Source organism: Phyllobacterium sp. NPDC097923 (assembly GCF_044760925.1).
Taxonomy (GTDB): domain Bacteria; phylum Pseudomonadota; class Alphaproteobacteria; order Rhizobiales; family Rhizobiaceae; genus Phyllobacterium; species Phyllobacterium calauticae.
On sequence record NZ_JBIWBL010000002.1, the window covers coordinates 671486 to 697500 of the forward strand.

Below are 26015 nucleotides of genomic sequence, written 5' to 3' on the forward strand. Positions count from 1 at the left end.
GCCAGACCGACAGTTGCAACGGGTTCGAAAAAAGCAAAAGGCCGCGTCGTTGAACGCGGCCTTCCGTGGGTGTGTCAGGCGAACGAGCCGTGACAATGCTTGTATTTTTTACCCGATCCGCAGGGGCAGGCCTCGTTGCGGCCGATCTTGCCCCAGGTCTTCGGATTGTTCGGATCGCGTTCCTCCGGGCTCACGACGCGCAGGTCTTCGAGCACGGCCGTATCGCCGAAATCATCCTCGCCGGTCAGGCCGTCAAAATGATGGACTTCCATGGGCGGCAGTTCCGGCGACGGCGCTTCGGCAGCCTCGCGCACGATCTCGACGCGCATCAGCTGCGTCGTCACGTTCTGGCGAAGATTGGTCAGCATCGTCTGGAAGAGTTCAAAACCTTCGGTCTTGTACTCGTTGAGCGGATCGCGCTGCGCGTAGCCGCGGAAGCCGACGACCGAGCGCAGGTGGTCGAGATTGACCAGATGTTCGCGCCACAGCGCATCCATCGTCTGCAGGATGACCGACTTCTCGACATAGGCCATAATTTCCGGGCCAAAACGTTCGGCACGGTCGCCAGCAGCCTTTTCGACGGCTTCAAACAGCCGTTCGCGCAGGTCGTCCGGGGCAATATTGTCTTCGTTCGCCCACTCGGTGATCGGCAGGTCGAGATTGAGGATGGTGCGGACATCCTCATCCAGCTGCTTCACGGTCCACTGTTCGGCATAGGCGCCTTCCGGGGCATGGCGCTGGATCAGGTCATCGACCACGTCTTCGCGCATTTCCGCGGTGGTCTGGCTCAGATCCGTGCCGTCCATCAGTTCGAGACGCTGTTCGAAGATCACCTTGCGCTGATCATTCATCACGTCATCGTATTTCAGCAGGTTCTTTCGGATGTCAAAGTTGCGGGCTTCGACCTTCTTCTGCGCCTTTTCCAGGGCCTTGTTGATCCAGGGATGGACGATGGCCTCGTCTTCCTTCAGGCCCAGCTTCTGCAGCATGCCGTCCATGCGCTCGGAACCGAAAATGCGCATGAGATCGTCCTGCAGCGACAGGAAGAATTTTGACCGGCCCGGATCGCCCTGACGGCCGGAACGGCCACGCAGCTGATTGTCGATACGGCGGCTTTCATGGCGCTCGGTGGCCAGCACGTAGAGACCGCCGGCGGCAAGCGCCTTCTCCTTCAGGCGTGCGATATCATCGCGGATGGCGGCTTCCTTGGATTTGCGCTCTTCGCCCTCGGCCATATCCGCCAGCTCGTGCTTGACGCGCATCTCGAAATTGCCGCCGAGCTGAATGTCGGTACCGCGGCCAGCCATGTTGGTGGCGATGGTGATGGCGCCGGGGACACCGGCCTGGGCGACGATATAAGCTTCCTGCTCGTGATAGCGGGCGTTCAGGACCTGGAAGTCCTTGAAGCCTTCCTTGCGCAGGCGCTCGGCCAGCTGTTCCGATTTCTCGATCGACGTGGTGCCGACGAGAACCGGCTGACCCTTGGCGCGGGCTTCGTGGATATCGCGAACGATCGCCTTGTATTTTTCCTCGACCGTCCGGTAGACCTCATCATCCTCGTCAATGCGCTTGACCGGATTGTTGGTCGGGATTTCCGTGACTTCCAGACCGTAAATATTGCCGAATTCTTCGGCTTCCGTCGATGCCGTACCGGTCATGCCGGCCAGCTTGTTGTACATGCGGAAGTAGTTCTGGAAGGTGATCGAGGCCAGGGTCTGGTTTTCCGGCTGGATCGTCACATGTTCCTTGGCTTCCAGTGCCTGGTGCAGGCCTTCCGAAAAACGGCGGCCCGGCATCATGCGGCCGGTGAATTCATCGATGATGACGATTTCGTCGTTGCGGACGATATAGTCCTTGTCGCGCTGGAACAGCTTGTGGGCGCGCAGGGCATTGTTGACGTGATGGACCACGGCAACGTTCTCGATGTCGTAGAGACCTTCGCCCTTCAGATGGCCGGCGGCCTTCAAAAGGTTTTCCAGCTTTTCCGTGCCTTCTTCGGTGAAGATCGCGGTCTTCTGCTTCTCGTCGATTTCGTAGTCGACCGGCTCAAGCGGCAGAATGAACGTGTCGATGAGATTGTAGAAATCCGAGCGGTCATCGAGCGGACCGGAAATGATCAGCGGCGTGCGGGCTTCGTCGACAAGAATCGAATCCACTTCGTCGACGATCGCGTAGTTGTGACCGCGCTGCACCATCTGCGCGCGCTCATATTTCATGTTGTCGCGCAGATAGTCGAAGCCGAGTTCGTTGTTGGTGGCGTAGGTGATGTCGGCGGCGTAGGCGGTGCTGCGCTCCTCGTCATCGAGGCCATGCACGATGATGCCGTAGCTGAGCCCGAGGAAGTTGTAGAGCTGGCCCATCCACTGCGCGTCGCGGCTGGCGAGATAGTCGTTGACCGTGACGACGTGGACGCCCTTGCCTTCCAGCGCATTGAGGTAGACCGGCAGGGTCGCAACCAGCGTCTTGCCTTCACCGGTGCGCATTTCCGAGATGCCGCCGCCGTGCAGGACCATGCCGCCGATGAGCTGCACGTCGAAGGGGCGCATGCCGAGAACACGCTTGGCCGCTTCACGCACAACGGCAAAGGCCGGCACGAGCAGATCGTCAAGCTTGGTTCCGCTGGCAAGGCTTGCACGGAATTCCACCGTCTTTGCCTTCAATTCCTCGTCAGTGAGTGACGACATTTCGGCTTCGAGCGCATTGATCTGTTCAACGCGCGGCTTGAAGCCTTTGACACGGCGCTCATTGGAAGAGCCGAAAATCTTGCGGGCGAGGCCGCCGAAACTGACCATCCCTGGTCCTCTCTTGTTCGTTTCGCTAGGAAAACCTAGCTTTTAGGGTCCGAAGCCCGGCATGGAGAATGCCTGATACAATACGGACACTGAGTCAAATGTATAAGCCTATCTGTTGCCAAGCTATCTGGACGCAAAGCCGATGGACAGATAAGAGGGGGCTCGAATGATGTCAATGTTGAAGCAGCACGCAGTTGATCGCTTCGTCAAGGCAAAATTCTGCCGTAATCATAGCCCGTACCGGTCCTCCTAAGGAGAAATTGACCTATGAACCAATTGCGTAAAACCCTTTCATTCATGACTGCTGCTGTGTTTTTGACCGGTGTTTCCTCCGTGGCCATGGCCCAGGATGCCGGTAAAGCCGGTGCTGCAAAACCGGATGCCGCCAAGGCGGATGCCGTCAAGGCCGATCCGAACAAGGTGCTGGCCACGATCAATGGCGACAAGATCACCTCCAAGGACGTCGACCAGATTTCCGCCGATCTCGATCCGCAGTTCGCCCGTCTTCCGGACGAGCAGCGTCGTTTGGCCGCTCTGGCCGCCATCATCGACATCAAGGCCCTGGCAGCCAAGGCGGAAGCCGAGAAGCTGGATGCCACGCCGGAATTCAAGGCACGCATGCAGTTCCTGAAGGATCGTGCCCTGCACAATGATTTCTTCAAGCAGCAGGTTGTCGACAAGATCACCGACGCCGATGTGCGTGCCCGCTATGACAAGGAAATGGCAGCAATGCCGCCGCAGAACGAAGTTCGCGCCCGTCATATCCTGGTCAAGACCAAGGAAGAAGCCGAAGCGATCATCAAGCAGCTCGACGGCGGTGCGTCCTTCGAAGACGTTGCCAAGGCAAAGTCCACGGACGGTTCGGCAGCACAGGGCGGCGATCTCGGCTATTTCTCGGCCGGACAGATGGTCCCGGAATTCGAAAAGGCGGCAATGGCGCTGGATGTCGGCAAATACACCAAGGAACCGGTCCAGACACAGTTCGGCTTCCACGTCATCAAGCTGGAAGACAAGCGCGTGCAGCAGCCGCCGGCATTCGATCAGGTCAAGGATCAGGTGAAGTCGATCCTCATCCGTGAACGCTATGTCGAGCTGGTCAAGAAGGAACGCGCCGACCTGAAGATCCAGTACACCGATCCGGAAACCGAAAAGGCCATGAAGGCCGCTACGGACGCCCAGGAACAGTAATATCCTGAATATCCTGGCCCGGGATTTCGGTCCCGGGCCTTGACCTCTTTGAAAATGCCACCGCACTGAACCTTGTCAAACACCTTTTCGAGGTAACCGATGTCCACGTCTGTCTCTCCCCTGGCTCCCAAACATGTCCCGGCCATGCCCGAAATTCGCGGCGTCCGGATCGCGACCGCTGAAGCGGGAATCAAATATAAGGGCCGAACGGACGTTCTCCTGATCGTATTCGACAAGCCGGTGGCGGTGGCCGGTGTGTTTACCCGGTCCAAATGCCCGTCAGCGGCGGTGGATTTCTGCCGTGACAGCCTGAGCGGCGGCAAGGCCCGCGCGGTTGTCGTGAATTCCGGCAATGCCAATGCCTTCACCGGCAAGAAGGGCCGCGAGTCGACCAAGGCGACGGCGGCCGCTGCCGCCAAGGCAATCGGCTGCAAGCCCGGCGAAGTGTTTCTCGCCTCCACCGGTGTCATCGGCGAACCGCTGGATGCCGGCAAGTTCAGCCATCTGCTCGAGGATATGGCCAAGAGCGCCACGTCCGAACGCTGGCAGGACGCGGCCAGTGCCATCATGACAACCGATACATTCCCTAAAGTTGCAACCGAAACCGTCCTGCTTGGCGGTGTGCCGGTGACCATCAACGGTATCGCCAAGGGTGCGGGCATGATCGCCCCCGACATGGCAACGATGCTGTCCTTCGTGGCGACGGATGCGCCGATCGCCTCCGATATCCTGCAGAAACTCCTGTCCAAGTCGGTAGGCAAGAGCTTCAATTCCGTGACGGTCGACAGCGACACCTCGACATCCGATACACTGCTGCTGTTCGCAACGGGCACCGCTGCCGAACGCGGGGCGGAACCGGTGACGAAGGAAAAGGACAAGCGCCTGAAAGCCTTTGCCAAGGCACTCGACCGCGTGTTGAAAAACCTGGCCCTGCAGGTCGTGCGCGACGGCGAGGGCGCGCGCAAGATGCTCGAGATCACCGTGACGGGCGCGACGTCCTCGCGTTCGGCCAAGCGTATCGCTTTGTCGATCGCCAATTCACCGCTGGTCAAGACGGCAGCGGCCGGCGAAGACGCCAATTGGGGCCGCATCGTCATGGCGGTCGGCAAGGCCGGCGAGCCGGCGGACCGGGACCGTCTTGCCATCTGGTTCGGCGATATCCGCGTTGCCCGCCATGGCGAGCGCGATCCGGACTATTCGGAAGCCGCGACATCCGACTACATGAAAAACGAGGATATTGCCGTCAAGGTCGATATCGGGCTCGGCAAGGGCAAGGCCACGGTCTGGACCTGCGACCTCACCAAGGAATATGTGACGATCAACGGCGATTACCGCAGCTGATGGATTTGGATCGGAGCACGATGCCGCTGGCCCAGATCCGGCAGATCGAGGCTGTCGGGTTCAGGGCCTGGCCAGCCGCGTCGGTTCACTACGACGGCAGCTGGGCGATCCGCATGACGGCATGCCACCCGTCCAAACGCCTGAACTCGGTCAATCCGCTCGATCCGGGCGACACGGACAATATGGAACAGCGTGTTGCCCGCGCTGTTCAACGTTTGCGCGCCTATGGCCGTCCGCCGGTGTTTCGGCTGTCGCCGCTCGCGCCCGCGGTGCTGGATGCCTATCTCGATGCGTCGGGCTGGTCGCGCTTTGATGAGTCCCTCGTCATGGTGGCGGATCTTGGAAACATCGATCTGTCCGATGCCATCGATCAGATTCCCCTGCGCGATACCGACCGATACGTCGATGCCGCTGTTGCGGTGCAGCAGGAAAATCCATCGGCCAAGCCCGGCCTGATCGAGGTGATCAATGCCATTCGTCCGGCCAAGGGCCTGTTTGTCGTCGAAGAGGACGGCGAGCCGGTTTCGACCGCGATCTGCGTGCAGGATGGTCTGCTGGCAGGGCTGTTCAACATAGGCACGCTGGCGGCGAGCCGCCGCAGGGGGCATGGTCGGATGATCGTCAAGTCGGCCATCAAATGGGCCGCGCAGCATGGCGCCAAGCGGGGCTGGCTGCAGGTGGAAGCCGACAACGCCGGTGCCGTTGCACTTTATGAGAAGATCGGCTTTGCCGAGGCATATCGTTACGCCTACCGGCAGGCGCCAGACGCATGAGCGATGCACCCAAACACCCCATCCTGCTTGTAACGGCGTGTGCGCTCGTCGATGCCGACGGGCGGGTGTTGCTGACCCAGCGGCCGGAAGGCAAGTCGCTGGCCGGCCTGTGGGAGTTTCCCGGCGGCAAGGTGGAGCCCGGCGAAACGCCGGAGGAAAGCCTGATCCGCGAACTGCGGGAAGAACTGGGAATCACAGTCAAGCCGGCATGTCTGGCGCCGCTGACCTTTGCCAGTTTCACCTATGAGACATTCCATCTGCTGATGCCGCTGTTCATCTGCCGCCGCTATGAGGGTATTCCGCGCTCCATGGAAGGCCAGGCACTGAAATGGGTGCGGCCGAAAGACATGCGCGATTACCCGATGCCGCCTGCCGATATCCCGCTGATCCCGTTCCTGATCGACCTTCTCTGACAGCAAATCGTGGTTAAGATTTCATCACCGTCAAATTAACCCAAATCGTTAATCGATCCTTCACGCGAATGGGCGACTTTTAATCAAGGACGGATCAATTTTTCCAGGTGGTGCATGGGGTATAAATTCGACAATCTCGACGAGGCTGCAGCGCAGACCAGGACATTCCTGGGTGCGGGAACTGGCATCTTGCGCATAACCCTTTTATTCGGTTCTGCTGCAATCGCACTCGCACTGGTTGTTGCACCGCTTGCCGACCGCAAGTCGAAATCCGTGGTGGACTACGCGTCGAGCCGATCCATCGACACGATGTCGACCGGCTCGATCAAGAAGGCGGCGCCGTCCGAATACACGATCCGTCGCAGCGTTTTGCAGAAATCACCCGATTCCGTCTGCATCATCAACAGCAACGGCAGCAAAAGCGGCGACTGCTGAGCCTGCCGGCTATTTCTTTTCCAGGGTTTCGACGTCTTTGAGGAAATCGGCGAGCGACGCCTTGGCTGAGCCGGGTTTCAATGGCTTCTGCTGCGATTCATGCGCCGCCCAGCCGGACATCCAGATAAATGAGAACGTTGCCCGGATCCGGCCATCCGGATCGCTGAAGCGTTCCGCATAGATTTCAGCCGCCCGCATGAAGAAGCGGCGGGTCAGCGGCTTGCGCGACCGCCCGAAGAGAATGTTCTGCATGCCCATGGCCCTCAGATCGCGCATCAGCGCGAACAGGGAATCATAGCGCACGGTGTAGGTTTCGATATCGGTCACCGGCAGGGTGAAACCCGCGCGCTGTAACAGGCCGCCGACATCGCGTACATCGGCAAAGGGCGCAACGCGCGGCGATGCCCCGCCGCTGATTTCGCTTTCGGCGGCCAGCAGAACCTCACGCAGCTCCGACAGGGTGGCCTCGCCGGCCATGGCGCCGAGGAACAGGCCGTCCGGCTTGAGCGCGCGCCTGATCTGCAGCAGCGTCCCGGGTGTATCGTTGGTCAGGTGCAGCGACAAGAGTGAAACGATCAGTCCGGCACCGGCCGGTTTCAGGGGCAGTATTTCCTCATCGGCAACGACGGACGGAAACGCCGCATCGAGAAAGCGGGCATCCTGTTCGATACGGATGATGCTGCCGGCCTTGCCGGAACGTTCGATCGCCTTGGCTGCCAGTCCGGTGTGGCTGGCAAGATCGACGGCGATGTCAAAACTGCGCTCGACCGCGGACAGGCGCTCTTCCAGATCATCGGCGGCACGGGCAAGCAGGAAGTCGCCCGTCATCCCGTGCTGGCGAAGCGCGCGCAGGCGCCTTTGCCGAAGCAAATTCCGATCGAAGATCCTGTGCTGATCCATTCCGAATTTCTCTGATCAATGTATAGTTCTTCCCGCTAAATGCGTTGCCCCGGATGGAATTGCAATGGAAACCGCCCGCGCTTTTGCGCGCATCGTGACAAATCGCCTGTTCATGCTGCTGTTTCCGCCGGTTTGTGCGGAATGCCAGAGCCTTGTCTGCGAGCCGGGCAGCCTTTGCGCGGCCTGCTGGTCAAAAGTCCGTTTTATCGAAAAGCCCTATTGTCCGGTGCTCGGCATTCCCTTCAGCCATGATCTCGGCGCGGAAATTCTCTCGGCCGAGGCAATCGCCGATCCGCCGCCGTTCCGCCGTGCGCGATCGGTTGCCGTCCATGAGGGGGCGATCAGCACCATGGTGCGCCAGCTGAAATACAGCGACCGGACCGACCTTGGCCCCTGGATGGCCCGGTGGATGGCGCGGGCCGGCAGCGAACTGCTGGCCGAATGCGATGTCATCGTCCCGGTTCCCCTTCATGCGCGGCGGTTCTGGCTGCGCCGGTTCAACCAGTCCGCCGAACTTGCCCGCCATCTCAGCGGGATCAGCGGCAAGCCGTTCGAGCCAGGCGCCCTGAAACGGGTCAAGCCGACCCGACAGCAGGTCGGACTTGGCGCCGCGGAGCGCGCGGTGAATGTCAGGGGCGCGTTCAAGGTGCCGGACAACCGGGATATCAGGGTGCGCGGACGCAGGGTTCTCCTGATCGATGACGTCTATACGACCGGCGCAACGGTGAAGGCTGCAACCCGCGCATTGCTGCGCGGCGGCGCTTCCAGCGTCGATGTCTTGACCTTTGCACGGGTTCTGTCGAAAGAATTATCTGTCTAACAGTTGTTTTGCGGAAAAAACGGGTCTTTGCGCTTTGATTGCGGACGCCTATATAGACTTTATAGTGGAGTATGATGATGGTTGATGTCACAATCTATACGCGCGATGGCTGCGGCTATTGCACGGCTGCCAAGGGCCTTCTGGACAAGAAGGGCGTGGCTTTTGTCGAACACAATGCAACCGCGCAACCCGATGCGCGGCAAGCCATGCTGGCGCGCGCCAATGGGCGCACGACCTTTCCGCAGATTTTCATTGGCGCCGTGCATGTCGGCGGTTGTGATGACCTTTATGCGCTTGAACAGCAGGGGCGTCTTGACCCGCTGCTGAAGACCGGCGCACTGGCGTAAGGAACGGACAATGAGCTCATTTCGTGCAGCGGCCATCCAGATGCGCTCTGGCGTCGATCCCCAGCGCAATGCGAACGATCTTGCCGGTTATGTGGCCGATGCGGTCGGTCAAGGCGCCGTCTACGTGCAGACCCCCGAAATGACGGGCGCGCTGCAGCGCGACCGCAAGGCGCTCGCCGATGTGCTGCGCGCGGAAGAGGACGACGTCATTGTGCGCGCCGCGTCGGAACTGGCGGCAGAACACGGCATTCACCTGCATATCGGCTCGACCGCCATTGCCCGCGAAGACGGCAAGATCGCCAACCGCGCCTTTCTGTTCGGACCGGATGGCAAGATCATCACCCGCTATGACAAGATCCACATGTTCGACGTCGATCTCGACAATGGCGAGAGCTGGCGCGAGTCGGCCGTTTACGCACCGGGTTCGGATTCCGTCGTCGCCACGCTGCCCTTTGCGCGGCTGGGCTTTGCCATCTGCTATGATGTGCGCTTCCCGCAGCTGTTCCGCGCCCAGGCCCTGGCCGGTGCTTCGGTTCTGACAGCCCCTGCCGCCTTCACGCGCCAGACCGGCGAGGCGCACTGGCATGTCCTGCAGCGCGCCCGCGCCATCGAGAACGGTGCCTTTGTCATTTCAGCGGCGCAGGGCGGCGTGCATGAGGATGGCCGCGAGACCTTTGGTCATTCGATCATCGTTGCGCCGTGGGGCGAGGTTCTGGCGGAAGCCAGCCACGCGGACCCGGCCGTGATCGTTGCCGATATCGATCCCTCCCTGAGCGCGGCGGCCCGGTCGAAGGTCCCCAATCTTAAAAATGCCCGTCCGTTTGGTCTGGTCATTCAGTCGGATGACGGCCAGAGCGAGAGGCAATCGGCCGCGTCATGATCCGCTTTTCGCTTCACTGCGCGCAGGACCACGAATTCGAGGGGTGGTTCCGCAGCAATGACGATTTCGACGACCAGTCGAACAAGCGGCTGGTCACGTGTCCAGTCTGCGGTTCGCACAAGGTGGAAAAGGCGTTGATGGCTCCTTCCGTGACAACGGCACGGCAGAAGGAGAAGATGGCTGTTGCCATGAGCAAAATGGTCAGCGAGCTGAAGGAAGTCGCGCGGAAGGTGCGCGAGAATGCCGATTATGTCGGCGCTGATTTTGCCGAGGAAGCACGAAAGATCCATTTCGGCGAAGCGGAGCAGCGCGGGATTTACGGCGAAGCCTCGGGCGAAGAGGTGCAGTCGCTGCTGGAAGACGGCGTCGACATCATGCCGTTGCCGACCTTCCCTGAAGACCACAATTGAACTTGCCACTTTAACGCGAACGTCTAAGCTGCCGCAGTCTTCACAGTCCTGCCGGATGCATCCATGCCATTTCTGAATTCCGCTCCCGCGCTGCTCGTCCTGACCGGCGCCTTCCTCGGATTGACGCTGCCGTTCGGCAAGCTGGCCTTTGGCGCCGGAATAACCCCGGCGGTCTGGGCCTTTGTGATTTCGACGGGTGCTGGCGTCGTGCTCCTGCTGACGTTTCTGGCCATGGGCAAGCGGCCGCTGCTCAACGGGCGCATGGCCCGGTATTATCTCGTGACGGCGCTGATTTCCTATGCCATCCCCAATCTGATGACGCTGTCGGCCATTCCGCATCTCGGGTCAGGCTTTACCGGCATCATGTATACGCTCTCGCCCGTCTTTACCCTGTTGCTGTCGATGCTCTTCAAGATCAAGCGGCCGAATATGCTGGGATTACTCGGCATTCTCACGGGATTTGCCGGGGCGGTGCTCGTCGGCTTCACCAGGGGGCAGGTGGGCCAGCCGGCCGAACCGTTCTGGGTTGTCGTCGGCCTGCTCATTCCGGTCCTGCTGGCGCTCGGCAACGTCTACCGTACCGTCGACTGGCCGCAAGGTGCCGATCCGACCGAGCTTGCGGCGGGCAGCCACCTGACGACAGCCCTGTTGCTGATTCCGGTTATTTTCTATTCCAGCGGCAGTTTTGCCGTCGGGCCGCTTGGCAATGTGCCGTGGCTGGTGGTGGCGCAGGTTCTCGCTTCCACCTGCATGTTTGCGCTGTATTTCCGCCTGCAGGCCGTCGGCGGTCCGGTTTATCTCAGCCAGATCGGCTATGTCGGCGCTGCGGTGGCGCTGATCGCCGGAACGCTGTTCCTCGGCGAAAGCTATCAGCTGGCAACATGGGCCGGGGCCGTCATCATCACTATCGGCGTGCTGATGACCACCAGGGCGCAGCGGATGATGACGAAGGCTACGGCCTGATTGCCAGCACCATGTAGTTGACGTCGGTATCGGTCGAACGGTTCCAGCTGTCGGCGAGCGGATTGTAGGTGACGCCGACCTTCTCCGTGATTTCGAGCCCGGCCTGTGTCAGCGGCCCCTCAAGCTCTTCCGGTCGCACCAGCTTTTCGTACTGGTGGGTGCCGCGCGGCAACCAGCGCAAGACATATTCGGCGCCGAAAATGGCAAGACCGAGCGCCTTCAATGTGCGGTTGATGGTGGCGACAAAGGTCACGCCGCCCGGCTTGACCATCTGTGCACAGGCGGTGAGGTAAAGCTCCACATCGGCGACGTGCTCGACCACTTCCATGTTCAGGACGATATCGAATTGCTCCCCGGCCCCTGCCAGCGCTTCGGCTGTCGTGGCACGGTAATCGATATCCAGGCCGCTCTGGGCAGCATGAATTTTGGCCACTTCGATATTGGTTTCGCTGGCATCGGCGCCGACAACGGCGGCACCCAGCCGCGCCATTGGTTCACACAGCAGACCACCACCGCAGCCGATGTCGAGCAGGCGCAAGCCGGCAAACGGCCGTGGGCTGTTCGGATCGATACCGTAATGGGCGCAGACCTTTTCCTTGATGTAGGCGAGGCGCGTTGGGTTGAACTTGTGCAGGGGGCGGAACTTGCCCTGCGGATTCCACCATTCGGCCGCCATGCGCGAAAAACGGTCTACTTCGGCGGCATCGATCGTGCTGCGTTGGGCTTCGGTCATGGCAACGTCCTTTTTGCTGCCTCTGGAGTGGCCCCTTCCGGCAAAAAATGTCAAGACGCAAATTCCGCTTCCTCGGCCCGTATGTTATCCATTAGTATCTATTGTTATCAAATGATGCGCCAATTATGGTCGCAACAGCGTTGAGGAATGGATGCCATGACAAGCATTGCACTCGGGGACCATTATGAGCGTTTCATCAAGAAACAGCTCGAAACCGGTCGCTATAACAATGCCAGTGAGGTTGTGCGGGCAGGTCTGCGTATGCTGGAAGATTTTGAAGAGGCGCGGGAAAACTGGCTGCGCAAAGAAATTCCCAGTCGGCTGGAGGAACTGCAGAAGGATCCGGCCATGGGTATTCCTGCCGAGAACGTGTTCGCTGCTCTCGAGGCACGGGGCCGTGGCGCGAAAGCCAGGTAGCCATGGATTACAAGGTCGTATTTCATCCACGGGCCGAGCAGGAACTGGTTGAACTTTACGACTATATCCGTGCCAATGCCAATCCGGAGCGTGCGCAAGCGTTTCTGGCCGGTATTCGGGACTGTTGTCTTGGGCTGGCGACGTTTCCCAAACGCGGTAGCATTCGGGACGACATCATGGCGGGCGTGCGCATCATCGGGTACAGGCGCAGCGTCAGCATCGCGTTTGCGGTGACATCGGATCGTGTGCTGATTTTGGGCGTTTTCTATGGTGGGCGCGACATCACCGCCGATCTCTTGCAGAATCGTGATTGAATTTCACGTTTCTTTTGTCCGAGGACCAAGATTGACCTTCAACGACAGGCTGCGTCCAAAAACCTGACGGGCTTGATCTCGCGTTCTTGCAGTTGCGTCATAATTTCGTTATGGGAAACCGCGCTCCGCTTTCGACAGGGCGGATCGTTTTCGATCCCATTTTCAAGCCTTTCCAGAACGGTATTTCCCATGGCACGCATTGTGATGAAATTCGGCGGCACTTCGGTGGCCGATATCGACCGCATCCGTAATGTGGCCCGGCATGTCAAACGTGAAGTTGATGCAGGGCACGAAGTCGCGGTCGTCGTTTCCGCAATGGCAGGGAAAACCAACGAGCTCGTCGCCTGGACCCGCCAGACCTCGCCGATGCACGATGCCCGCGAATACGATGCCATTGTCGCCTCCGGCGAGCAGGTGACGGCCGGATTGCTTGCGGTTGCCCTTCAGCACATGGGCGTGCACGCGCGGTCCTGGCAGGGCTGGCAGATTCCGATCAAGACGGACAATGCCCATGGCGCGGCGCGCATCATCGACATTGACGGCTCTTTTCTGATCGAGCGTTTCAAGGAGGGGCAGGTTGCCGTCATCGCGGGTTTCCAGGGCATCGGCCCGGACAACCGCATTTCGACGCTCGGCCGTGGCGGCTCGGATACGAGCGCCGTGGCGATTGCCGCCTCGGTCAAGGCGGACCGCTGCGACATCTACACGGATGTCGATGGCGTCTACACCACCGATCCGCGCGTCGAACCGAAGGCCCGCCGGCTGTCACGCATTTCGTTTGAAGAAATGCTCGAGATGGCGTCCCTTGGGGCGAAAGTTCTGCAGGTGCGGTCCGTCGAGCTTGCGATGGTGCACAAAGTGCGCACATTTGTGCGATCCAGTTTCGAAGACCCCGATGCGCCGGGCATGGGTGATCTGATCAATCCGCCCGGTACACTTATTTGCGACGAGGAAGAAATCGTGGAACAGCAGGTTGTAACAGGAATTGCCTACGCCAAGGACGAAGCTCAGATTTCCTTGCGCCGTGTTGCAGACCGTCCCGGTATTTCCGCCGGCATTTTCGGCCCGCTGGCCGAAGCGCACATCAATGTCGACATGATCGTGCAGAACATCTCCGAGGACGGATCGAAAACCGACATGACCTTTACGGTTCCCTCGGGCGATCTCGACAAGGCGCTGGCTGTTCTGGAAAAGGTCAAGGCAGAGATCGGTTGTGACATCATCCAGTCGGAAGCCGGCATGGTCAAGGTCTCGGTGATCGGCATCGGTATGCGAAGCCACGCGGGCGTTGCGGCAACGGCATTCCGCGCATTGGCGGACAAGGGCATCAACATTCGCGCCATCACCACGTCGGAAATCAAGATTTCCATTCTGATCGACGGTCCCTATGCGGAACTTGCGGTTCGGACTTTGCATTCTGTCTACGGTCTGGATAAGCATTAATTTACCGTCTAAGACAGAGATTCTGTTTGTCGGTGAACGTCTCGACTGACATGATGAATCAAAGAGTTGATTGGCAAGACCATTCCGGTCTTGCCAATAATAATATGGAGCAGATGGGTGCCCACGCGCGAGCAGATATCAGGTCCTCGTGTCATGCTGAAGCGTCTCCGCGAATTGATGGCGGAGGCTCTTGAGCCGCAGGAGAGGCTTGACCGGATCGTTCGCGAAATCGCGCAGAACATGGTCGCGGAAGTGTGCTCGTTCTACGTCCTGCGCTCGGACGGTGTTCTCGAACTCTATGCCACCGAAGGTTTGAATCCGTCCGCAGTTCACTTGGCGCAGTTGCGGCTTGGCCAGGGTCTGGTCGGTACGATCGCTTCGAGCGCCCGGCCACTCAACCTGACGGATGCCCAGACCCACCCGGCCTTCGCCTACCTGCCGGAAACGGGTGAAGAAATCTACAACTCCTTCCTCGGTGTGCCGATCCTGCGGGCCGGGCGGACGCTTGGCGTTCTCGTTGTGCAGAACCGGACAAAGCGGGTCTACCGCGAGGACGAAGTCGAAGCGCTCGAAACCACGGCGATGGTCCTGGCGGAAATGGTCGCCGCGGGCAGCCTGACCCGACTGGCGCGGCCGGGTGTCGAGCTGGATCTCGGCAAGCCCATGAGCTTTTCCGGCAGCGCCTTCAATGATGGCGTCGGCCTTGGCCATGTCGTGCTGCACGAGCCGCGCATCGTCGTCACCAATCTCTTCAACGAAAACATCGATACGGAAATCGACCGGCTTGAAACGTCGCTGGGTTCGCTGCGCATTTCCATCGATGACATGCTGTCGCGCCGCGACGTGGCGTTTGAAGGTGAACACCGCGAAGTGCTGGAAGCCTATCGCATGTTCGCGCATGACACCGGCTGGGTTCGGCGTCTCGAAGAGGCGATCCGCAATGGCCTGACGGCAGAAGCAGCCGTGGAGAAGGTGCAGAGCGACACGCGTGCGCGAATGATGCATCTGACCGACCCCTACATGCGCGAACGGCTCAGCGATTTCGATGATCTTGCCAACCGGTTGTTGCGCCAACTGATGGGCCGTGACGTGAAGACCATGGCCGGTTCGCTGGCCAAGGATGCCATCATCATTGCCCGGTCGATGGGCGCTGCCGAACTCCTTGATTATCCGCGTGAACGCCTGCGCGGCCTGGTTCTGGAAGACGGTGCGGCGACCAGCCATGTGGTGATCGTGGCCCGCGCCATGGGTATTCCCGTGGCCGGTCAGGTCAAGGGCGTCGTCTCCATGGCTGAAAACAACGATGCGGTCATCGTCGATGGCGATGATGGCAGGGTGCATTTGCGCCCGCAGGCGGATGTTGAGGCGGCCTATTCGGAAAAGGTCAAGTTCCGCGCCAAGCGCCAGGCGCTTTATCGCGAGCTGCGTGACAAGCCATCTGTAACCAAGGACGGTGTGCCCATCACATTGCTGATGAATGCGGGACTTCTCGTCGATCTGCCGCAACTGGCGGAAGCTGGCGCTGCAGGTATCGGCTTGTTCCGCACGGAACTGCAATTCATGGTGGCGTCGACCTTCCCGCGGGCCGAGCAGCAGGAGCGGCTTTACCGTTCGGTGCTCGATGCTGCCGGTGACCGGCCGGTGACATTCCGCACGCTGGATATCGGCGGCGACAAGGTGCTTCCCTATTTCCGCAGCAATGTGAACGAGGAAAACCCTGCGATGGGGTGGCGGGCGATCCGCCTGACGCTCGACCGTCCCGGCCTGTTGCGCACGCAGGTACGCGCCCTGCTGAAGGCAGCCGGCGGGCGTGAATTGCGCCTGATGATTCCGATGGTCACGGAAGTGGCTGAGGTGCGCAAGGCGAGCGAACTGATCAACCGCGAAGTGCAGCACCTCTCGCGTTTTGCCCACAACCTGCCGACGCGGGTGAAGATCGGTGCAATGGTCGAGGTGCCGTCGCTGCTCTGGCAGCTCGATGAACTGATGTCGGTGGTCGATTTCGTTTCGGTCGGCTCCAACGACCTGTTCCAGTTCGTCATGGCGGTTGATCGCGGCAACTCGATGATCACCGACCGGTTTGACAATCTGTCGGTGCCGTTCCTGCGGGTGCTGCGCCAGATCGCGCAGGCTGGCGTCCGCAACAATACGGACGTGACGCTGTGCGGGGAAATGGCAGGCAAGCCGCTTTCGGCCATGGCCCTGATCGCGCTGGGTTTCCGCTCCATTTCCATGTCGCCGGCGTCCATCGGTCCGATCAAGGCGATGCTGGGTACACTCGATGTCGGTGAATTGCATGCGCAGCTCACCGATGCCATCGACAATCACGGCGACACCGGTTCGCTGCGGCATGTCCTGAACAAATTCGCAGAGCGAACAGGCGTTGCGCTGTGAAATCTGCAGAGGTAATGAACTAAAATGATGTCCATTCCGCAGGATCGTATGGATCAGCTGCTGAAGCGGTTTTCCATGATTGAAACGCAGATGGCGAGCAATCCGGATTCCGACACCTATGTGAAGCTCGCATCGGAATATTCCGAGCTGGAACCGGTGATTGCCAGGATTCGCGATCTGCTGGCATCGCGCAGCGAAGCTGACGATCTGAAATCCATGCTCAACGATGCGGCGACCGACAAGGATATGCGCGATCTGGCTGAGGCGGAACTGCCTGATATCAATGAACGTATCGAAGCGCTGGAACAGGACATTCAGGTTCTGCTCCTGCCGAAGGATGTCGCCGACGAGCGCAATGCCATTCTGGAAATCCGCGCGGGAACGGGCGGCTCGGAAGCCGCGCTGTTTGGCGGCGACCTTTTCCGCATGTATGAACGCTATGCGTCGGCCAATGGCTGGCGGGTCGAGCTGATTTCGGCCAGCGATGGTGAAGCCGGCGGCTACAAGGAAGTGATCGCCATGGTTTCGGGCAGGGGGGTTTTTGCCAAGCTGAAATTCGAGTCGGGCGTGCACCGGGTGCAGCGCGTGCCCGATACGGAAGCAAGCGGCCGCATCCATACCTCCGCCGCCACTGTTGCCGTTCTGCCGGAAGCCGAGGAAATCGATATCGATATTCGCGCCGAAGATATCCGCATCGACACGATGCGTGCGTCGGGTTCGGGCGGCCAGCACGTCAACACGACGGACTCGGCAGTGCGCATCACGCATATCCCCTCGGGCATCGTCGTGGTGCAGGCGGAAAAATCCCAGCACCAGAACCGCGCCCGCGCCATGCAGGTGCTGCGGTCCAGGCTGTTTGACATGCAGCGGCAGAAGGCCGACAGCGAGCGTTCGGAAGCACGGCGCAGCCAGGTGGGCTCCGGCGACCGTTCGGAGCGCATCCGCACCTATAATTTTCCGCAGGGCCGCGTCACCGACCATCGCATCAACCTGACGCTGTACAAGCTCGACCGCATCATGGAAGGCGATCTGGACGAACTGATCGGGGCGCTGATTTCCGACCATCAGACAGCGCTTCTCGCCCAGATGAATGACGGGTATTGACGGCATGGTTGAAGGTGGTTCGCGCCTTGCTGATGTCCACATTCAGGCCCGTTCTGTCCTCAACAAAGCTGGCATTGAAAATGCGGAGCTTGATGCGCGCCTTCTCGTTGAATGGATCACCGGCTTTGACCGGCTTGAAACGATCCGCAATCCGCACAATGAGGTGGCGGCGGACGTCCTGACCCGGCTCGACGCGGTGCTTAACCGGCGAATCAACGGCGAATCAGTCCACCGGATCATCGGCCGGCGCGCCTTTTTCGGGCTGGAATTTTCACTGTCCGCCGATACGCTGGAGCCCCGGCCCGACACGGAAGCGCTGGTCGAACTTGCCCTGCCATTTCTGCAGCAACGCGTGGCGGAGAACGGCGTTGCCGATCTCATCGACCTTGGAACGGGCACAGGCGCCATCGCCATTGCCTTGCTGGGTCAGGTCCCGCATCTGCGGGCCATCGGCGTGGATATTGCGCCGGGCGCTCTTGTAACGGCGCGCGACAATGCCCATCTCAATGGTGTGTCCAATCGGTTCGCCGTGCTGCATTCCAACTGGTTTGCTGAGGTAACTGGCGGATTTGACATGATAATTTCCAATCCGCCCTATATCCGGTCGAAAGACATAGTGGATTTGCAGCCCGAAGTGGCAATGCACGATCCGGTTCTGGCGCTGGATGGCGGCGCGGATGGCCTTAAGCCCTATCGCATCATTGCGGAACAGGCGGACAGGCATCTGCGCGTGAACGGCGCAATTGCCGTGGAAATCGGCTATGATCAGCGGATGGATGTCGAGGCGATTTTTGCAAGATCAGGCTTCGCCTTGAAGGGTCTGCAGACGGATATCGCCGGGCACGAAAGAGCAATGTTGTTCATGAAGCTGTAAAATTATTGAAAAAAGGCTTGGAATTTGTCGCGAAGGCGGCTAGTTTCCAGTCACCGCTCTAAACCGAACAAGTCTGGTTTTGCCTATCAAGAGATTGATACGGAATTTTCCGGGTGTTTGATTTCTCCTCGGAATTGTTCTTGGAGGGATGGTTTTAGCGGAAGCACAAAAGTTTTATGAACTTTGGATGCGATTGAAGCGCGGGGCGCGCTTCAGGTCGGCACTTGAGAAGCGAAGCTTTTTGACTCAAATGGTGAGCAAATGAGCGCCCCTGATTTTCTGAAAAGAGATAAGTATGAGGCCAGTACAGCAGAATAGGCGCATGCGCGGACGCGGTAACAACAACCGCAAAGGTCCCAACCCACTTTCCCGTAACTACGAGAGCAACGGTCCCGACGTTAAAATCCGGGGAAATGCTCAGCATGTCGCCGAAAAGTACACCACTCTGGCGCGCGACGCACAGAGCAGTGGTGATCGCGTGATGGCAGAAAACTATCTCCAGCACGCCGAACATTACAATCGAATCATTCTTGCTGCTCAGGCTCAGGCACCCGTTCAGTATCAGCGCGATGACCGCGATGACCAGGACGATGATGGTGTCTACGATGATGACGGCAATGAACAGCAGCAGGACCGTCCGGTTCAGCACCAGCAGATCAATGGCAGCGGACCGCAGCCTGTGATCGAAGGAACGCCTGCGGAAGTTGCCTATGGCGAAGAGCCGGTCAGCCAGCGGCAGCCGCATCAGCAGCGCAGGCAGTATAACCAGGCTCCGGTTGCCGAAGAGAACGCCTCCAGTGATGAGGGCGAAACGGAAGCGGAATCCGGCGAATCCCAGGAAGCGGCTGAAGCAAAGCCGGCACGCCGGGCACCGCGTGGCCGCAGGCCAGCGCGTCCGCGTGAGCCGCGCGTAACCGAGGAAAATGCAGCGCCTGCTGCTGCTGCTCCAGATACCGCCAATGATCTTTCCCCGGCCAGCATCGTGGCCGAAGTGAAGAAACGCCGGGCAGCTGTCGAATCCGACGTCTGACCCACGTCAAACACCTGATTTTGCAAACGGCGCGGAATAGTTTCCGCGCCGTTTTCTTTTTTCAAATTCCTGCTTTGGGAGTATCTTGCGGGCGCAGGAAAGCATTCCCATATGAGCTTTGACCGTATGGATCTGCCTCTTGCAGGGGATCCGTCACCAGAAGACTCCAGGATGCCGCTTCAGGGTTCTGGGGAAAAGGAGACAAAGAATGAATCTTGAAAAATACACTGAGCGCGTTCGCGGCTTCATCCAGTCTGCACAGACCTTTGCACTTTCTTCCAACAACCAGCAGTTTGCACCGGAGCATTTGCTCAAGGTTCTCGTCGATGACGAGGAAGGCCTTGCCGCATCGCTGATCGAGCGGGCGGGCGGACGTATAGCCGATGTGCGCCTGGGGTTGCAGGCCGCGCTCAATGCGCTGCCGAAAGTAACCGGCGGCAACGAACAGCTGTATCTTGCCCAGCCGCTGGCCAAGGTTTTCGCCACGGCGGAAGAGCTTGCCAAGAAGGCCGGCGACAGTTTTGTCACGGTTGAACGGCTGCTGACGGCGCTTGCCATCGAGAAGTCGGCAAAGACATCGGAAATCCTGAGCCGCGCGGGCGTGACCGCCGCGGGCCTCAATGCGGTTATCAACGATATCCGCAAGGGCCGCACCGCCGATTCGGCTTCCGCTGAAAACACCTATGACGCGTTGAAGAAATATGCGCGCGATCTGACCGCCGATGCGCGGTCGGGCAAGCTCGACCCGGTGATCGGCCGCGACGACGAAATCCGCCGGACGATCCAGGTCCTGTCGCGCCGTACCAAGAACAATCCGGTTCTCATCGGTGAACCCGGTGTCGGCAAGACGGCTATCGCCGAAGGGCTGGCGCTGCGCATCGTCAATGGCGACGTGCCGGAGTCCCTGAAGGACAAGCAGCTGATGGCGCTCGACATGGGTGCGCTGATCGCCGGTGCGAAATATCGCGGCGAGTTTGAAGAGCGCCTGAAGGGTGTGCTTTCCGAAGTGCAGTCGGCCAATGGCAACATCATCCTGTTCATCGACGAGATGCACACGCTGGTCGGCGCCGGCAAGGGCGAAGGGTCGATGGATGCATCGAACCTGCTGAAACCTGCCCTGGCACGCGGCGAACTGCATTGCGTTGGCGCGACGACACTCGACGAGTATCGCAAACACGTGGAAAAGGACCCGGCACTGGCCCGGCGGTTCCAGCCGGTGTTTGTCGACGAGCCATCGGTCGAGGATACGATTTCGATCCTGCGCGGATTGAAGGAGAAATACGAACAGCACCACAAGGTTCGCATTTCCGATTCGGCCCTGGTTGCCGCCGCAACGCTGTCGAACCGCTACATCACCGACCGCTTCCTGCCGGACAAGGCGATCGACCTGATTGACGAGGGCGCGGCGCGCCTGCGGATGCAGGTGGATTCCAAGCCGGAAGAACTCGACGAAATCGACCGCCGCATCATGCAGCTGAAGATCGAACGCGAAGCCCTGAAGGTCGAGAAGGACGATGCATCGAAAGACCGTCTGGAGCGGTTGGAAAAGGAACTTGTCGAACTTGAGGAACAGTCCACGGCCCTGACCAACACCTGGCAGTCGGAAAAGCAGAAGCTCGGGCATGCGGCTGACCTGAAAGGTCAGCTGGATGAAGCGCGCAATGCCTTGGCAGCCGCGCAGCGCAACGGTGAATTCCAGAAGGCGGGCGAGCTTGCCTATGGCACGATCCCGCAGCTGGAAAAGCAGCTGGCAGAGGCCGAGCAGCAGGATGGATCGACCTCGATGGTCGAGGAAATCGTCACACCTGATCATATCGCGCAGGTTGTGTCCCGCTGGACAGGTATCCCGGTTGACCGGATGCTGGAAGGCGAGCGTGAAAAGCTGTTGCGTATGGAAGACGAACTGGCCAAGCGGGTCATCGGACAGGGTGAAGCGGTTCAGGCCGTTTCCAAAGCCGTGCGCCGTGCCCGTGCCGGTCTGCAGGATCCGAACCGGCCGATTGGCTCGTTTATTTTCCTCGGACCGACCGGTGTCGGCAAGACGGAGCTCACCAAGGCTCTGGCCGCGTTCCTGTTCAGCGACGAAACCGCCATGGTTCGCATCGACATGTCCGAATATATGGAGAAGCATTCGGTCGCGCGTCTGATCGGTGCGCCTCCCGGCTATGTCGGCTATGAGGAAGGTGGAGCGCTGACGGAAGCGGTCCGGCGCAGGCCTTATCAGGTTGTCCTGTTCGACGAGATCGAAAAGGCGCATCCGGATGTGTTCAACGTGCTGTTGCAGGTGCTCGATGACGGGCGTCTGACGGATGGCCAGGGCCGGACGGTGGATTTCCGCAATACGCTGATCATCATGACGTCCAACCTGGGTGCGGAATATCTGACCGCGCTGCGCGAAGACCAGGATGTGGAAAGCGCCCGCGAGGACGTGATGAATGTGGTCAAGGCCTCGTTCAGGCCGGAATTCCTCAACCGCGTGGACGAGATCATCCTGTTCCACCGCCTGAAGCGGAACGAAATGGGGGCGATCGTGGCGATTCAGATGGAGCGTCTGCAGTCCTTGCTGGCGGATCGCAAGATCACCATCAAGATCGACGAGGATGCAACCCACTGGCTGGCGGACAAGGGCTATGATCCTGCCTATGGTGCACGGCCATTGAAGCGCGTGATCCAGAAGCAGGTGCAGGATCCGCTGGCGGAGAAGATCCTGCTCGGTGAGATTCTCGATGGTTCGACCGTCAAGATCACCGCGGGTTCCGATCGGCTCAATTTCAGGTCGGTCAAATCCGCGCCCGATCGGGACAAGAGCGAAGCAGCTTGAGCCCTGTTCCGGCAAAGAAGCGAAGAATCGGAATGGCCGCCGCATGGCGGCCATTTTCATGTCTGCTTCATGCTGTAGATGCGACGATAAAAGCGCCGCATTAACCATAAAGACAGGAAAGTCGGTCATTTATGCTTAAGAGTGCGTTAGCAGAAACCGGAAGTTGAAAATATGGCGTTTCGTCATTTGATTGTGTTTGCATTGCTTTTTGCTGCCATTCCGGCGGTATCGGCGCCTATATCCCCCGTGCAGGCGGCAAGCCTCACGGCAAGCGCCCAGGCGAATCAGGCGCCCTTTGCCGTTGCGCAATTGTTCGAATCGGACCGGCGGCCGCGCCGCGGCGAATACCGCGTTTATTTCGATGAGTATAACCGCCGGGTGACGGTGGATCGCCGTGGCCGGGTGGTTTCGGTCGAAGAGCCGCGCAATGATGCCAATGACGGCCGCGGCATCGACTATTTTCCCGATGCGCCGCAGGATCCCTACGATACCGGATCAATTCCCGAAGATCCCTATGCGAATCGCCCGAACGACCCGTATCGGGGGCAACCATCGCAACCGTCCGAGCGCGACTATCGCACGGTCGAGCGTGCGCCGCTGCCGCCGGCCAACAATCAGCCGGATATGGCGCCGGCGTCTCCCGGTCTGATCGATCCGGAAATGCCGGGCGAAAATCTGGCATCGCCACCATCGCAGGAAGCTATTCCTGCACATCCCAATCCGGCGCCCACCGTGCAATTGCCCAAGGGGCAGGGCGCCAAGAGCAAGATCGCCGCCATCCAGGTGCTCCTCGACCGGGTCGGCGTTTCGCCCGGCGTCATCGACGGCCGCAAGGGCGGCAATGTCGACAAGGCCGTGGCGGCTTTCGAGGAAATGACCGGCCAGAAATTCGACCCGCTCAACGAAGCGGGAATCAATGCCTCGCTCGAACAGACGGGCGGGCCTGCCTTCGTTGCCTATACGATCACATCGGAAGATGCGGCCTATCCCTTCGTTGCTTCGATCCCCGAGGATTACAGCCACAAGGCCCAGCTCGAGCGGATGGCGTTCACCTCTGTTCCCGAGATGCTGGGCGAGCGCTTTCACATGGACGAGGCTTACCTGAAGGAAATCAATCCGGGCGCGGATTTCAATCGCCCCGGCACGGTGATCCAGGTTGCCAATCCCGGCCAGAATGTCGGCGGTTCGGTGACCAAGATCATCGCCGACAAGGGCCGCAAGCAGGTGCGCGGCTATAATGCCGAGGGGAGGCTCATCGTGGCCTATCCCGCAACCATCGGCTCGACCGATACGCCATCGCCGTCAGGGATCGTGCAGGTGGAGCGCATCGCGATCAACCCCAACTACACCTACAATCCCAAGCTGAACTTCAAGCAGGGCGAAAACAACAAGGTGCTGACCATTCCGCCCGGTCCCAATGGGCCGGTGGGCACGGTCTGGATCGCACTGTCGAAGCCGACCTATGGCATCCACGGTACGCCGGAACCGTCAAAGATCGGCAAGACCAACAGCCATGGCTGCGTCCGCCTGACCAATTGGGATGCGACGGAATTGTCGAAGCTGGTGCAGAAAGGCGTGACCGTGGAGTTTCAGGAGTAAAACCTGGAGCAGCGGTCAGCCGCTGGCGGCAACCTTGGGTGCGTTGCCGTTATCGTCCTTCAGCAGTTGATCGATGCGCTCACGCTCGCGCTTGAAGGCGGTGAGATCATCGCCGCCGAGCGCCCTTCCGCCGGGCAGGCGGATGCGCATCGGGTCCACTTTCGACCCGTTGACGATGACTTCATAATGCAGATGCGGACCGGTCGACAGACCGGTCGAGCCGAGATAGCCGATCACCTGGCCCTGCCGGACCTTGGCACCCGGTGTCACACCGGCCGCAATGGCGTTCTGGTGCGAATAGCTGCTTTCATAACCGTTGGAATGCCGCAGGACCGTCTGGTTGCCATAGCCGTTGGTCCAGCCGGCGCGTTCGACCACGCCGTTGCCAGCCGCGATGATCGGCGTGCCGCGCGGCGCGGACCAGTCGACGCCCGTATGCATGCGGGAATAGCCGAGAATGGGGTGGCGGCGCATGCCGAACGGCGAGCGGAACACACCATTGGGCACGGGATTGCGCAGCAGGAACTGTTTTGAGCTGCGGCCGTTCTCGTCATAATAATCGGTCGAGCCGTCGGCCGAATGGAATCGGTAGAATTTGCGCAGGTTGCCGCCGAAATTGGCGGCGACATAGAGTATCTCCGATTCGTCGCCCGCTCTTTCCGAATCGGCCGGCAGCGAGAAGAACGCTTCCAGCTGGTCGGTCGGGGCAAGCTGCGCCTGGAAATCCACATCCGACGCCAGCATGCGGATCAGCTGCTGGATCATCGTGTCGGTCATGCCATAGGCGATGCCCGCACGATAAATGCCGTCATAGACCGTGGGAAGATCGCCGGGCTGGCGCGAGGCGGGCGGGTTGTCGTCAAAGGCAAGCTGCAGTCCCGGTGTCATCTCCGGTTCGTCGGCCGGCACATACTGGTCCTTGTCGTTGAGGGCGATGGTCAGAATGTGCGTGGTGCCGTTGTAGACGCTCGACCGCATGATCCGGTCGACACCGTCGTGCGATTCAATCCCCAGGCGCAGGACACTACCGCCCTTGAGGCGCGGCGAGTTGAGAAGTTTCGCGATCGCTTCGGACATGCCGGTGGCATCTTCGTCCTCGTAGCCCGCTTCATTGAAGGCGCCGAGGATGTCCTTGTCGTTGCGGAACGGGATCAGCTCTTCCGAGTAGCCATGGCTTTCGGCATCTTCGCCCATTCGGGGCGAGACGCTGACATTTTCCTGGATGATCTTGACCGCAAGCGGATTGCGCAGGTTGAAAGGGTCCTCGTCGGCGCCGAAGCGCAGGGGATCCACGTAGTGCAGCGAGGCTACCTGAACCGCGCCGTCGGTCAGCAGCGCGCCGGTGTTGCGGACAACGTCTTCCACTTCGTCGGCGCTCAAATCGTCCGACGGATCGAATTGTGCGGTGGCGAGGGGAAAGTCCACGGTGCGCAGGCTGACTTCACTTTCCACCTTGGCGCCGTAGATCATGCCGGTCTTGGGGGTGGGGTCGGTTCCTTCGTTGGCCTCGGCAAACACGTCCAGCGGGTTGAAGCCGGGATATTTGCGGTTGCTGTTGTGGACAGAGGCAAGCGCGATGCGGACATATTCGAATGGTGTGGAGCGGATGACGTCGCGTTCGCCCTCTTTGAAGACCGTGGAGACATCAAGACGGCGGCGGTCGCGGTTGCGGCGGACCGGCGTGGTCGCGGCAACGCGCGTGCCCTTGGCCACGCTGCTGTTGTCTCTGGCGGTAGGGACGATGGTGCGGGCCATCAGTTCCGGCGGCGTCGCCAGCTGTTCGCGGCCATCAAGCGCGGCAAACAGGGCCACACCCATCAATACACTGGAGGTAATGCCGGTCAGAAAGGTCCCGGCCAGCCATCGTGCCGATATTTCACGGCGATCGGGCGGGCCGCGACGCCCGTCTGTAATCAACGGCGGTTCGTTGCCCGGATCGATGGATGAGTGCCCCTCGTACTCTTTCATGCTTCTCAGTGTCGATCCTGTCGCCGTTATTGATGCAGGCTTATTTGATTTTTCGG

Annotated in this window: 23 protein-coding genes; 19 read left to right on the forward strand and 4 right to left on the reverse strand. The window is 60.0% G+C overall.

Annotation, left to right across the window (positions count from 1 at the left end; genetic code table 11):
* Positions 1 to 74: 74 nt before the first annotated feature.
* A complete protein-coding gene (gene secA / locus ACIQWS_RS15705; protein WP_403180902.1) occupies positions 75 to 2792 on the reverse strand; it encodes a preprotein translocase subunit SecA in 2718 nt (905 codons plus the stop codon).
* A gap of 267 nt (positions 2793 to 3059) precedes the next feature.
* On the opposite strand from secA, the gene ACIQWS_RS15710 reads away from it, so the two are divergent.
* The 5 genes from ACIQWS_RS15710 to ACIQWS_RS15730 all read left to right on the forward strand — a co-directional run bounded on the left by ACIQWS_RS15710 (position 3060) and on the right by ACIQWS_RS15730 (position 6942).
* Positions 3060 to 3980 carry a peptidylprolyl isomerase gene (locus tag ACIQWS_RS15710; RefSeq protein WP_374042751.1) on the forward strand — a complete coding sequence of 307 codons (921 nt, stop codon included), beginning with the start codon at positions 3060 to 3062 and terminating at the stop codon, positions 3978 to 3980.
* A gap of 99 nt (positions 3981 to 4079) precedes the next feature.
* Positions 4080 to 5321, forward strand: a complete 1242-nt coding sequence (gene argJ, locus ACIQWS_RS15715; RefSeq protein ID WP_346308202.1) for a bifunctional glutamate N-acetyltransferase/amino-acid acetyltransferase ArgJ — start codon at positions 4080 to 4082, stop codon at positions 5319 to 5321.
* 20 nt (positions 5322 to 5341) lie between these two features.
* Positions 5342 to 6094 (forward strand): GNAT family N-acetyltransferase, encoded by a 753-nt coding sequence (locus ACIQWS_RS15720; RefSeq protein WP_403180908.1) that lies wholly within the window; start codon positions 5342 to 5344, stop codon positions 6092 to 6094.
* The gene (locus tag ACIQWS_RS15725) at positions 6091 to 6507 is read left to right on the forward strand and encodes a (deoxy)nucleoside triphosphate pyrophosphohydrolase (protein WP_346308200.1); all 417 of its coding nucleotides are present in this window, start codon (positions 6091 to 6093) and stop codon (positions 6505 to 6507) included. The genes ACIQWS_RS15720 and ACIQWS_RS15725 overlap by 4 nt, the downstream gene beginning before the upstream one ends.
* Positions 6508 to 6621: 114 nt before the next feature.
* Positions 6622 to 6942: a hypothetical protein gene (locus ACIQWS_RS15730; protein ID WP_346308199.1), complete on the forward strand. Its 321-nt coding sequence runs from the start codon at positions 6622 to 6624 to the stop codon at positions 6940 to 6942.
* A 9-nt stretch (positions 6943 to 6951) separates the two neighbouring features.
* Here ACIQWS_RS15730 and ACIQWS_RS15735 read toward each other — a convergent pair whose 3' ends face one another.
* Positions 6952 to 7842, reverse strand: coding sequence for a methyltransferase domain-containing protein (locus tag ACIQWS_RS15735; RefSeq protein WP_403180912.1), 891 nt, complete (start codon positions 7840 to 7842; stop codon positions 6952 to 6954).
* A 64-nt stretch (positions 7843 to 7906) separates the two neighbouring features.
* Between ACIQWS_RS15735 and ACIQWS_RS15740 the strand changes: the two genes are divergently transcribed.
* The 5 genes from ACIQWS_RS15740 to ACIQWS_RS15760 all read left to right on the forward strand — a co-directional run bounded on the left by ACIQWS_RS15740 (position 7907) and on the right by ACIQWS_RS15760 (position 11262).
* Positions 7907 to 8662, forward strand: a complete 756-nt coding sequence (locus ACIQWS_RS15740) for a ComF family protein (protein ID WP_403180915.1) — start codon at positions 7907 to 7909, stop codon at positions 8660 to 8662.
* Positions 8663 to 8739: 77 nt separating this feature from the next.
* The gene (gene grxC, locus ACIQWS_RS15745) at positions 8740 to 9009 is read left to right on the forward strand and encodes a glutaredoxin 3 (protein ID WP_346308196.1); all 270 of its coding nucleotides are present in this window, start codon (positions 8740 to 8742) and stop codon (positions 9007 to 9009) included.
* 10 nt (positions 9010 to 9019) lie between these two features.
* Positions 9020 to 9889 (forward strand): carbon-nitrogen hydrolase family protein, encoded by an 870-nt coding sequence (locus tag ACIQWS_RS15750; protein ID WP_403180919.1) that lies wholly within the window; start codon positions 9020 to 9022, stop codon positions 9887 to 9889.
* Positions 9886 to 10299: a DUF1178 family protein gene (locus ACIQWS_RS15755; protein ID WP_403180922.1), complete on the forward strand. Its 414-nt coding sequence runs from the start codon at positions 9886 to 9888 to the stop codon at positions 10297 to 10299. The genes ACIQWS_RS15750 and ACIQWS_RS15755 overlap by 4 nt, the downstream gene beginning before the upstream one ends.
* A 63-nt stretch (positions 10300 to 10362) precedes the next feature.
* The gene (locus ACIQWS_RS15760; protein ID WP_403180925.1) at positions 10363 to 11262 is read left to right on the forward strand and encodes a DMT family transporter; all 900 of its coding nucleotides are present in this window, start codon (positions 10363 to 10365) and stop codon (positions 11260 to 11262) included.
* On the opposite strand, the gene ubiG is transcribed toward ACIQWS_RS15760, so the two are convergent.
* Complete coding sequence (gene ubiG / locus ACIQWS_RS15765) at positions 11252 to 11995, reverse strand: bifunctional 2-polyprenyl-6-hydroxyphenol methylase/3-demethylubiquinol 3-O-methyltransferase UbiG (protein ID WP_403180928.1); 744 nt, start codon at positions 11993 to 11995, stop codon at positions 11252 to 11254. The genes ACIQWS_RS15760 and ubiG overlap by 11 nt on opposite strands.
* Positions 11996 to 12151: 156 nt before the next feature.
* On the opposite strand from ubiG, the gene ACIQWS_RS15770 reads away from it, so the two are divergent.
* The 9 genes from ACIQWS_RS15770 to ACIQWS_RS15810 all read left to right on the forward strand — a co-directional run bounded on the left by ACIQWS_RS15770 (position 12152) and on the right by ACIQWS_RS15810 (position 23991).
* Positions 12152 to 12412, forward strand: coding sequence for a type II toxin-antitoxin system ParD family antitoxin (locus ACIQWS_RS15770; RefSeq protein WP_346308191.1), 261 nt, complete (start codon positions 12152 to 12154; stop codon positions 12410 to 12412).
* Between the two features lie 2 nt (positions 12413 to 12414).
* Positions 12415 to 12726, forward strand: a complete 312-nt coding sequence (locus ACIQWS_RS15775; protein WP_403180931.1) for a type II toxin-antitoxin system RelE/ParE family toxin — start codon at positions 12415 to 12417, stop codon at positions 12724 to 12726.
* Positions 12727 to 12915: 189 nt separating this feature from the next.
* Positions 12916 to 14169 carry an aspartate kinase gene (locus ACIQWS_RS15780; RefSeq protein WP_182552176.1) on the forward strand — a complete coding sequence of 418 codons (1254 nt, stop codon included), beginning with the start codon at positions 12916 to 12918 and terminating at the stop codon, positions 14167 to 14169.
* Between the two features lie 153 nt (positions 14170 to 14322).
* Entirely contained in the window at positions 14323 to 16563 is a 2241-nt protein-coding gene (gene ptsP / locus ACIQWS_RS15785; protein WP_223613508.1) for a phosphoenolpyruvate--protein phosphotransferase, read from the forward strand.
* A 24-nt stretch (positions 16564 to 16587) separates the two neighbouring features.
* Positions 16588 to 17667, forward strand: a complete 1080-nt coding sequence (gene prfA, locus ACIQWS_RS15790; protein WP_403180938.1) for a peptide chain release factor 1 — start codon at positions 16588 to 16590, stop codon at positions 17665 to 17667.
* Between the two features lie 4 nt (positions 17668 to 17671).
* Complete coding sequence (gene prmC / locus ACIQWS_RS15795) at positions 17672 to 18541, forward strand: peptide chain release factor N(5)-glutamine methyltransferase (RefSeq protein ID WP_403181046.1); 870 nt, start codon at positions 17672 to 17674, stop codon at positions 18539 to 18541.
* Between the two features lie 295 nt (positions 18542 to 18836).
* A complete protein-coding gene (locus tag ACIQWS_RS15800; RefSeq protein ID WP_346308187.1) occupies positions 18837 to 19571 on the forward strand; it encodes a DUF4167 domain-containing protein in 735 nt (244 codons plus the stop codon).
* A 208-nt stretch (positions 19572 to 19779) separates the two neighbouring features.
* On the forward strand, positions 19780 to 22392 hold the full coding sequence (gene clpB, locus ACIQWS_RS15805) for an ATP-dependent chaperone ClpB (RefSeq protein WP_403180941.1): 2613 nt from the start codon (positions 19780 to 19782) through the stop codon (positions 22390 to 22392).
* 171 nt (positions 22393 to 22563) lie between these two features.
* The gene (locus ACIQWS_RS15810) at positions 22564 to 23991 is read left to right on the forward strand and encodes a L,D-transpeptidase family protein (protein WP_403180944.1); all 1428 of its coding nucleotides are present in this window, start codon (positions 22564 to 22566) and stop codon (positions 23989 to 23991) included.
* 15 nt (positions 23992 to 24006) lie between these two features.
* Here the strand turns inward: ACIQWS_RS15810 and ACIQWS_RS15815 are convergent, their stop codons facing one another.
* Positions 24007 to 25959 (reverse strand): M23 family metallopeptidase, encoded by a 1953-nt coding sequence (locus ACIQWS_RS15815; protein WP_403180946.1) that lies wholly within the window; start codon positions 25957 to 25959, stop codon positions 24007 to 24009.
* Positions 25960 to 26015 lie beyond the last annotated feature (56 nt).

Excerpts from the sequence above, each read along its gene's own strand:
- secA (WP_403180902.1), bottom strand. The coding sequence starts at position 2,792 with ATGGTCAGTTTCGGCGGCCTCGCCCGCAAGATTTTCGGCTCTTCCAAT.
- ACIQWS_RS15710 (WP_374042751.1), top strand. The coding sequence starts at position 3,060 with ATGAACCAATTGCGTAAAACCCTTTCATTCATGACTGCTGCTGTGTTT.
- argJ (WP_346308202.1), top strand. The coding sequence starts at position 4,080 with ATGTCCACGTCTGTCTCTCCCCTGGCTCCCAAACATGTCCCGGCCATG.
- ACIQWS_RS15720 (WP_403180908.1), top strand. The coding sequence starts at position 5,342 with ATGCCGCTGGCCCAGATCCGGCAGATCGAGGCTGTCGGGTTCAGGGCC.
- ACIQWS_RS15725 (WP_346308200.1), top strand. The coding sequence starts at position 6,091 with ATGAGCGATGCACCCAAACACCCCATCCTGCTTGTAACGGCGTGTGCG.
- ACIQWS_RS15730 (WP_346308199.1), top strand. The coding sequence starts at position 6,622 with ATGGGGTATAAATTCGACAATCTCGACGAGGCTGCAGCGCAGACCAGG.
- ACIQWS_RS15735 (WP_403180912.1), bottom strand. The coding sequence starts at position 7,842 with ATGGATCAGCACAGGATCTTCGATCGGAATTTGCTTCGGCAAAGGCGC.
- ACIQWS_RS15740 (WP_403180915.1), top strand. The coding sequence starts at position 7,907 with ATGGAAACCGCCCGCGCTTTTGCGCGCATCGTGACAAATCGCCTGTTC.
- grxC (WP_346308196.1), top strand. The coding sequence starts at position 8,740 with ATGGTTGATGTCACAATCTATACGCGCGATGGCTGCGGCTATTGCACG.
- ACIQWS_RS15750 (WP_403180919.1), top strand. The coding sequence starts at position 9,020 with ATGAGCTCATTTCGTGCAGCGGCCATCCAGATGCGCTCTGGCGTCGAT.
- ACIQWS_RS15755 (WP_403180922.1), top strand. The coding sequence starts at position 9,886 with ATGATCCGCTTTTCGCTTCACTGCGCGCAGGACCACGAATTCGAGGGG.
- ACIQWS_RS15760 (WP_403180925.1), top strand. The coding sequence starts at position 10,363 with ATGCCATTTCTGAATTCCGCTCCCGCGCTGCTCGTCCTGACCGGCGCC.
- ubiG (WP_403180928.1), bottom strand. The coding sequence starts at position 11,995 with ATGACCGAAGCCCAACGCAGCACGATCGATGCCGCCGAAGTAGACCGT.
- ACIQWS_RS15770 (WP_346308191.1), top strand. The coding sequence starts at position 12,152 with ATGACAAGCATTGCACTCGGGGACCATTATGAGCGTTTCATCAAGAAA.
- ACIQWS_RS15775 (WP_403180931.1), top strand. The coding sequence starts at position 12,415 with ATGGATTACAAGGTCGTATTTCATCCACGGGCCGAGCAGGAACTGGTT.
- ACIQWS_RS15780 (WP_182552176.1), top strand. The coding sequence starts at position 12,916 with ATGGCACGCATTGTGATGAAATTCGGCGGCACTTCGGTGGCCGATATC.
- ptsP (WP_223613508.1), top strand. The coding sequence starts at position 14,323 with ATGCTGAAGCGTCTCCGCGAATTGATGGCGGAGGCTCTTGAGCCGCAG.
- prfA (WP_403180938.1), top strand. The coding sequence starts at position 16,588 with ATGATGTCCATTCCGCAGGATCGTATGGATCAGCTGCTGAAGCGGTTT.
- prmC (WP_403181046.1), top strand. The coding sequence starts at position 17,672 with ATGGTTGAAGGTGGTTCGCGCCTTGCTGATGTCCACATTCAGGCCCGT.
- ACIQWS_RS15800 (WP_346308187.1), top strand. The coding sequence starts at position 18,837 with ATGAGGCCAGTACAGCAGAATAGGCGCATGCGCGGACGCGGTAACAAC.
- clpB (WP_403180941.1), top strand. The coding sequence starts at position 19,780 with ATGAATCTTGAAAAATACACTGAGCGCGTTCGCGGCTTCATCCAGTCT.
- ACIQWS_RS15810 (WP_403180944.1), top strand. The coding sequence starts at position 22,564 with ATGGCGTTTCGTCATTTGATTGTGTTTGCATTGCTTTTTGCTGCCATT.
- ACIQWS_RS15815 (WP_403180946.1), bottom strand. The coding sequence starts at position 25,959 with ATGAAAGAGTACGAGGGGCACTCATCCATCGATCCGGGCAACGAACCG.